Source organism: Pseudomonas sp. 3A(2025), from assembly GCF_054589175.1.
In genome coordinates, this window is record NZ_BAAILM010000030.1 from 39878 (window position 1) to 47460 (window position 7583).

At 62.0% G+C, this 7583-nt stretch carries 9 protein-coding genes; 2 read left to right on the plus strand and 7 right to left on the minus strand.

Annotation, left to right across the window (positions count from 1 at the left end; translation table 11 throughout):
• The first annotated feature begins 78 nt into the window (after nt 1-78).
• Both ACYP2A_RS11025 and ACYP2A_RS11030 read left to right on the plus strand, forming a co-directional pair.
• Nucleotides 79-1704, plus strand: coding sequence for a flagellar hook-length control protein FliK (locus tag ACYP2A_RS11025; protein WP_459745026.1), 1626 nt, complete (start codon nt 79-81; stop codon nt 1702-1704).
• Nucleotides 1704-2030, plus strand: a complete 327-nt coding sequence (locus ACYP2A_RS11030; RefSeq protein WP_459745027.1) for an EscU/YscU/HrcU family type III secretion system export apparatus switch protein — start codon at nt 1704-1706, stop codon at nt 2028-2030. Before ACYP2A_RS11025 ends, ACYP2A_RS11030 begins: the two co-directional genes overlap by 1 nt.
• Before the next feature lie 34 nt (nt 2031-2064).
• Here ACYP2A_RS11030 and ACYP2A_RS11035 read toward each other — a convergent pair whose 3' ends face one another.
• Genes ACYP2A_RS11035 through ACYP2A_RS11065 form a run of 7 tightly spaced genes read right to left on the minus strand, consistent with a single transcriptional unit; the run spans nt 2065 to nt 7487 of the window.
• Nucleotides 2065-2466, minus strand: a complete 402-nt coding sequence (locus ACYP2A_RS11035; protein WP_459745028.1) for a DUF2802 domain-containing protein — start codon at nt 2464-2466, stop codon at nt 2065-2067.
• A 3-nt stretch (nt 2467-2469) separates the two neighbouring features.
• The gene (locus ACYP2A_RS11040; protein ID WP_056838760.1) at nt 2470-2949 is read right to left on the minus strand and encodes a chemotaxis protein CheW; all 480 of its coding nucleotides are present in this window, start codon (nt 2947-2949) and stop codon (nt 2470-2472) included.
• Nucleotides 2950-3007: 58 nt separating this feature from the next.
• Nucleotides 3008-3862 (minus strand): CheW domain-containing protein, encoded by an 855-nt coding sequence (locus ACYP2A_RS11045; protein WP_459745029.1) that lies wholly within the window; start codon nt 3860-3862, stop codon nt 3008-3010.
• A 1-nt stretch (nt 3863) separates the two neighbouring features.
• Nucleotides 3864-4652, minus strand: coding sequence for a ParA family protein (locus ACYP2A_RS11050; protein ID WP_459745030.1), 789 nt, complete (start codon nt 4650-4652; stop codon nt 3864-3866).
• A 44-nt stretch (nt 4653-4696) separates the two neighbouring features.
• Nucleotides 4697-5584, minus strand: a complete 888-nt coding sequence (gene motD / locus ACYP2A_RS11055) for a flagellar motor protein MotD (protein WP_459745031.1) — start codon at nt 5582-5584, stop codon at nt 4697-4699.
• Between the two features lie 5 nt (nt 5585-5589).
• The gene (locus tag ACYP2A_RS11060) at nt 5590-6330 is read right to left on the minus strand and encodes a flagellar motor protein (protein ID WP_459745032.1); all 741 of its coding nucleotides are present in this window, start codon (nt 6328-6330) and stop codon (nt 5590-5592) included.
• Nucleotides 6330-7487 (minus strand): protein-glutamate methylesterase/protein-glutamine glutaminase, encoded by a 1158-nt coding sequence (locus ACYP2A_RS11065; protein ID WP_459745033.1) that lies wholly within the window; start codon nt 7485-7487, stop codon nt 6330-6332. The genes ACYP2A_RS11060 and ACYP2A_RS11065 overlap by 1 nt, the downstream gene beginning before the upstream one ends.
• Nucleotides 7488-7583 lie beyond the last annotated feature (96 nt).

The following is a 7583-nucleotide window of genomic DNA, read 5'->3' on the forward strand; positions in this document are numbered from 1 at the left end:
GCAAAACCGGCAAAAAGGGCCGGCATTATACATGGGCGTTCTGCTCCCAAGAGGTCTAATTCAATTGGTTGCAGCTCAATGACAGGTGACATCTCTCAGGTTCCTCCCGCCAATCCTGCGCTGGCACAACTACGCGGCGGCGCGGCTGCAGGTCAGGTCATGACGCTGTTCAATGCCGCTGCCAACCTGATTGGCGACGGCCAGACCGCCGAAGCTCAGGTCATCAGCCTCAAGCAGGTCGACCAGCAGTTCCAGATGCTGTTGCGCCTGAACCTGGCCAATGGCACCCAGACCAGCGTAGCGGTCAGCAGCAGCGTGCCATTGACGCCCGGCACCCTGTTTCAGGTGATGCAGGCATCGCCCAATCAGTTGCTGATGTCGTTGCAGCAAGTCAATGCCGCGATGAATAACGTGACCACCGAGCTGGACAGCCAACAAGTGCCGCCCGGAACCCTGTTACAGGGCAAGGTGATGACCAGCCAGGTGGTGAGCCAGGCGTTCAATCAAATGACCGGCGCCGCGCAGCCGGCGCACGCGCAGAACAATGCAGCCTCGCCTTCCACGGCGTATCGCTCGTTGGTGCTACTGCTCAATACACCGCTGGCCGGTACCACGATCAGCGTCGACAGCCCGCAGGCCTTGACCATCGGCAGCCTGCTCAGCGCACGGGTGCAGGGCAATCAGGCGCTGAGCTTTGTGCCACTGCCCGGTGGCCTCGATCAATTGGCGGTGGCTCAGCAACTGGGCGTGCAACAAAGCCGCCAGGGCTCGCTGGAGACGCTGATCGGCGCGCTGCAAAACCTGCCAGCAACCTCAAGCAATCCGGCGTTGCAGGCCAGCATCGATCAGTTGCTGGCCGAGCTGCCCGACGTTCAGCAACTGAGCAACGTGCGCGGCCTGATGCAGGCGTTCAATGCCAGTGGACTATTCATGGAAGCACGCTTGCTGGCCGGGCAGAATCTGCAACAGGTGCCCGACCTGAAGGCCAACCTGATGCGCCTGATCGCGCAGTTGTTGCCGGGCCTGCCGGACAATACCTCGTATGACGCAGTGGCCGCGTCCAATACCCTGGCGCGGGTGATGCCCACTGCGATTCGCAATGCACTGGGTACCCTGGGCCTGGTGGCGGCACGCAGCGTGCCGGACAGCTTCCCCCTGTCCTCGCGCAACGTCTTGACCGGCGAAACGGACGATCTGGAAATACTGCTCAAGCTTGCAGCCGCCGCGGTGTCACGCTTGCAAAGTCATCAACTGGGCGCGCTGGAACAGACCCGCACCCTGGCCGACGGCACCCAGGTCACCACCTGGCAACTGGAAGTGCCGACGCGCCATGCCCACGACATCGTGCCCTTGCAGGTCAAGGTACAACGCGAGGAGTCAGCGCCGGATGAGTCGGCAGCTGGCCAGAAGGGTGAAGATAAAGAGCCACAGCGCGAACAGTTGTGGAGCATCAACCTGGCGTTCGATCTGGAGCCGCTGGGCCCGCTGCAAGTGCATGCCAGGCTGGTGCGCGGCACGCTGTCCAGCGAACTGTGGGCAGAACGTGAAGCCAGCGCCGGGCTGATCGAACGTGAGCTGGGCCATTTGCGCGAGCGCCTGGTGGCTTGCGGACTGAGCGTCGGCGAACTGGCCTGCAACCACGGCGCGGCCCCGCAAGGTGCGCGCACCTCTCTTGAACAACGCTGGATCGACGAGAACGCCTGATGAACCCCACCGACCTTGCCGCCCCGCGCCAGGCCATCGCGCTGACCTACGACGGCCAGCAGGCACCGACCCTGAGCGCCAAGGGCGACGACCGACTGGCCGAGGAAATCCTCGCCATCGCCCGCGAACACGAAGTGCCGATCTATGAGAATGCCGAACTGGTCAGCCTGCTGGCCCGCCTGGAACTGGGTGACAGCATTCCGCAGGCGCTGTACCTGAGCATCGCCGAAATCATCGCCTTTGCCTGGCACCTGAAAGGTAAATACCCCGTAGGGATGGGGCCTGATGATCCGCCGATCGAGAAAGACATCACCCCGAAATGGTAACCCGGCCGGTCCTACGAGGTAGGCGTACCAGCTGTCAGAGCTTGTTGTTATGCCGGTGCAGTTTGCTGACCAGTTGCGCTTCGGCCTGGGTCAGGCCGCAGGACTGGGTCAGTTCCTCGACACTGGCGCCCATGCCGACCAGGCGCGCGGCCTGGGCGAAGGTCAGGGTCGAGGGGTCGCGCTGCTCCAGCGAGGTGATCTTGTCGGGCAGCAAGGCCACCATCGCACGCAGGTCGTGCAATTCTTCGCCCATGCGCACGGTGCCGGCCTGGAAGTTGTCGACGCGACGAGCCAGGTCGCGCATGCGCTGTTCGCGCGCGCTACTGACCTTGTCGCGTTCGGCATCCAGACGGCGCTGACGCTTGATGTGGCTCGTGAGCATCAACAGGGTAAAGACCCATAGAATGCCCAGAACGATGACGGCGGCCTCAAGCATCGGTCAGATGTTCTCCAGTTCGGACCACTCTTCTTCCGTCATCATTTTGTCCAGCTCGACCAGAATCAGCAGTTCGCCGTTCTTGTTGCACACGCCCTGGATGAACTTGGCCGACTCGTCGTTGCCCACGTTTGGCGCGGTTTCGACTTCCGACTGACGCAGGTAAACCACCTCGGCAACGCTGTCGACCAGAATGCCGACCACTTGCTTGTCGGCCTCGATGATCACGATGCGGGTGTTGTCGCTGACTTCAACCGGCGGCAGGCCGAAGCGCTGGCGGGTGTCGATCACGGTGACCACGTTGCCGCGCAGGTTGATGATGCCCAGCACGTAGCTTGGCGCACCCGGAACCGGAGCGATCTCGGTGTAGCGCAGCACTTCCTGGACCTGCATTACGTTGATGCCGTACGACTCGTTGTCGAGACGGAAGGTAACCCACTGCAGGATAGGATCTTCGGAACCCTGTGCAGACGACTTGTTCATGCTTGCAACCCCTCAGGTGTGTGCTGTTCAGGCGGCGCAAGGCGCGACGCCCGATGATTTATCTTTTCTTGTCGAGCCGCTTGACCGCGCCACTGGCAATCAGCTCGGCCAACTCGGCCACGTCCACCAGCGCACACATATGCTCGATCACCGTCCCGGCAAGCCAGGGCCTGTGACCGCGTTGGGCGCGCCATTTGATCTCGTTGGGGTCCAGGCGCAGCGAGCGGCTGACCTGATGCACTGCCAAGCCCCATTCATAGCCCTGAACCGAGATCACGTATTGCAGTCCCTGGCGAAAATCGTCGCGGTAACGCTCCGGCATGATCCAGCGTGCCGTGTCGAGCACCTTCAGGTTGCCCGCCTGGCACGGCAGGATGCCTAGAAACCAGTCCGGCTGGCCGAACAGCGGTGTCAACTCCTGGCCATCCAGCGGGTAAATCGCCCCCAGGCACACCAGGGGAACGGCCAGGGTCAGGCCGGCCACATCGAACAACAGGCATTCAAAGGGTTCTGCGGCCCAGTCCGGGCGCTGACTGCCGGCCGGTGGCGGCGGTACGATCAGGCCCAGCGGTTTGTTCAATTCAGCGACCGGCTCGACCAGCGTCAGCACAGGCTCTTCAATGACCGGTGCGACAACGGGTACGGTTTCGACCGGGACCTCGACCACGACCGCAACCGGGGCCGGAACCTGCACAGGCGCAACCACGGCCAGCGCCAGCGGCTTGCGCGCCGGCATCAAGGCATCGCGGGCCTGTTCTTCGAGCACGGCCGCCTGAAATTCGTCAATCGTAGTGGCCGGTTCCAACGGTTCAAGGGCCAGCGGCGCCTCTTCGGTGGCATCCTGAAGCAAGGCATCGAGGTACGATTGCAGTGCCAGTTGCGGCCGGGTTGCGATATCTACGGGACGGATCATGTCAGGCCACCTGCGCGGTCAGTTGCTCGGCGAGCAGGTGTTTAAGCAGCGCCCGGTAAGCCAGTACGCCACGGCTCTTGCTGTCGTTCTGCGACGGCGTGACGCCGGCCCGGCTGGCATCGCGCAGACGCGTGTCGACCGGTACATACGCTTTCCAGACATGATCGGGAAACGAATCGCGCAACAGTTTCAGTGTGCCCATCGAGGCCTGGGTACGCCGGTCGAACAAGGTCGGCACAATGGTGTAGGGCAAAGGGGTCTTGCGTGAACGGTTGATCATCGCCAGGGTATTGACCATACGCTCCAGCCCCTTGACCGCCAGAAATTCGGTCTGCACCGGGATCACCAGTTGCTGGCTGGCCGCCAGTGCGTTGACCATCAACACCCCTAGTAACGGCGGGCTGTCGATCAAGGCATAGTCAAAATCCTGCCACAGCTGCGCCAGGCTTTTCGCAATCACCAGGCCCAGGCCGTTCTGCCCCGGTGACTGGCGCTCCAGCGTGGCCAGTGCGGTGCTGGAAGGCATCAGGGAAATACGTTGATCGCTGGTCGGCAGCAGCAACTGGCCGGGCAAGTCTTGTGGCACTGCGCCCTTGTTCAGGAACAGGTCGAAAGCACTGTGCTCCAGCGCATCGGGGTCGTACCCGAAATAACTGGTCATCGAGCCGTGCGGGTCGAGATCGACCACGACCACGCGCTTGCCCGAGTCGGCCAGCAACCCGGCCAGAGCAATGGTCGTGGTGGTCTTACCGACCCCACCTTTCTGATTGGCGACTGCCCAGACTCTCATTCGGTTATTTCCTTGCGCACGCCCACTCCCCTACCGGCGATCGTCTAGCGAGCAGGTGACGGAGAATTGACAGCATTGTTGCCTGACGGCGGTCTTGCCGGTGCCGGTGCAGTTTGTGTGCCAGCACGACGTAACGCCGCGTCCGGCTGAGCATTGGCCGAGCCACTGCTGGTCAGGCTGCGACGTACATCCAGATTGCGTGAAATCACCAGCACTACCCGACGGTTTGCGGCACGGCCCTGAGCCGTTGAATTGGCCGCAATGGGTTGAAATTCGGCATAGCCGACCGACGCCATGCGCGCAGGATTGACGCCGTACATGGCCAGCAGGCGCACGATGCTTGCAGCGCGCGACGAAGACAATTCCCAGTTGGTCGGAAACTGCGCGGTATTGATGGGTTGATTGTCGGTAAAGCCTTCGACGTGAATCGGGTTATCGAAGCGTTTGACGATGGTGGCAACCCTGTCGATGATGCCAAACGCCCGATTGCTGGGCATGGCGTCACCGCTGCCGAACAGCAGGCTGGAGTTGAGTTCGATCTCGATCCACAGCTCGTTGCCGCGTACGGTCATCTGGTCGGAACTGATCAGGTCGCCAAAACCTGCGCGCACTTCATCGGCGATGGTTTTCAGCGGGTCGACACTGTTCTGGCCAATACCGGCGTCGGTTTCTTCGCTGTCCTTGAGCAACGGCTGGGCCGGCTTGACGGTCTGCGGGCGCTGTTCACCGACCGGAATCGGCTGGATGGTGCGCTCGGGGTCGTTGAAGACCCCGACCAATGCCTGGGACAGAATCTTGTACTTGCCCTCGTTGAGCGACGAGATCGAATACATCACCACGAAAAAGGCGAACAACAGCGTAATGAAGTCGGCGTAAGAGACCAGCCAGCGTTCATGGTTTTCATGTTCTTCGCGGGGGCGGCGACGGGCCATGACGGCTACTCCATGAAGCCTTGCAGCTTGAGTTCGATGGAGCGCGGGTTCTCGCCTTCGGCAATCGACAGCAGGCCTTCCAGGAGCATTTCCCGATAGCGCGATTGACGCAGGGCAATGGCCTTGAGCTTGTTGGCGACCGGCAACAGAAACAGGTTGGCGCTGGCCACGCCGTAGATCGTGGCGACGAACGCCACGGCAATACCGCTGCCCAACTGGCTGGGGTCGGCCAGATTGCCCATGACATGGATCAGGCCCATGACCGCACCGATGATGCCGATGGTCGGCGCATAACCGCCCATGCCTTCGTAAACCTTGGCAGCCTGGATATCGCGGGTTTCCTGGGTGATGAAGTCCACTTCCAGAATACCGCGGATCGACTCGGGCTCGGCACCGTCGACCAGCAGTTGCAGGCCCTTGCGCGCATAGGCATCCGGCTCGGTATCGGCAATCGCCTCAAGGCCCAGCAAGCCTTCCTTGCGCGCCGTCAGGCTCCAGCCGATGATCCGGTCGATGCCGCCAGACAAGTCGATGCGCGGCGGGAACAGAATCCACGGAAAAATCTGCATGGCGCGCTTGAACGCACTCATCGGCGACTGAATCAGCGAAGCCGCCAGCGTACCGCCCAGCACGATCAGCGCCGCCGGGCCGTTGAGCAACGCACCGGCGTGGCCACCTTCGAGAAAGTTGCCGCCAACAATGGCGATCAGCGCCAGAATCAGCCCGATAAGGCTCAGAATATCCATTACAGACAGGCCTCGACCAGGTGCCGGCCGATGTCATCCAGGCTGTAGACCGCATCGGCCAGATCCGCCTTGACGATGGCCATGGGCATGCCATAGATCACACAACTGGCTTCGTCCTGCGCCCAGACATTACTGCCGCTCTGCTTGAGCATGCGCGCGCCTTCGCGACCGTCGGCGCCCATGCCGGTCAGCACCACCGCCAGCACTTTGTCGCCATAGGTCTTGGCCGCCGACCCGAAGGTGATGTCCACGCACGGCTTGTAGTTGAGGCGTTCGTCGCCGGGCAGGATTTTCACCGCGCCACGGGCATCGATCATCATCTGTTTGCCGCCAGGTGCCAGCAATGCCAGACCCGGACGCAGCAGGTCGCCGTCTTCGGCTTCCTTGACGCTGATCCTGCACAGTTTGTCGAGGCGCTCGGCGAAGGCCTTGGTGAAGGCAGCCGGCATGTGCTGGATCAGCACGATAGGCGCCGGAAAGTTGGCGGGCAATTGCGTTAGAACACGCTGCAGCGCCACCGGACCACCGGTCGAGGTGCCGATAGCCACCAGCTTGTAGGATTTGCGCCGCGGCGTCGGCGAATGATGTGCCGGTGCCGCGTGCGCAGTGGCGGCAGGCGCCGGTGTGCGTGTCGGCAGAGGCCGGGCCGGCGCAGGACTGGGCGCGGGCGCAGGGCGGCGCAGGCTGCTGGTGCCCAACGGACTTGTGGTTGTAGCAGGCGCAGGCGTCGGTGCCGGCGTCGAGCCGCTGAAACGACGGTTGCTGCGCGCAATACTGTTGATCTTCTCGCACAGCAACTGACGAACTTTGTCTGGGTTGCGCGAGATATCTTCAAAATTTTTCGGCAAAAAGTCGACCGCACCGGCATCCAGGGCATCGAGGGTGACTCGTGCGCCTTCATGGGTCAGTGAGGAGAACATCAAAACCGGGGTAGGAATGCGCTGCATGATGTGGCGCACCGAGGTAATGCCATCCATCATCGGCATTTCGTAATCCATGGTGATCACATCAGGCTTGAGTGCCAGAGCCTGTTCAATGGCTTCCTTACCATTGGTGGCAGTACCGACCACTTGAATCTGTGGGTCCGAAGACAGGATTTCCGTAACTCGGCGGCGGAAAAAACCGGAATCATCCACCACCAGGACCTTGACTGCCATAAACACTCCAATAGGCGCCCGGGGCCGCATCAGCGGCCCCGGCACCAGAATCAAATCCGCCGCGAGGCGTAACGCTTGAGCATGCTCGGAACGTCC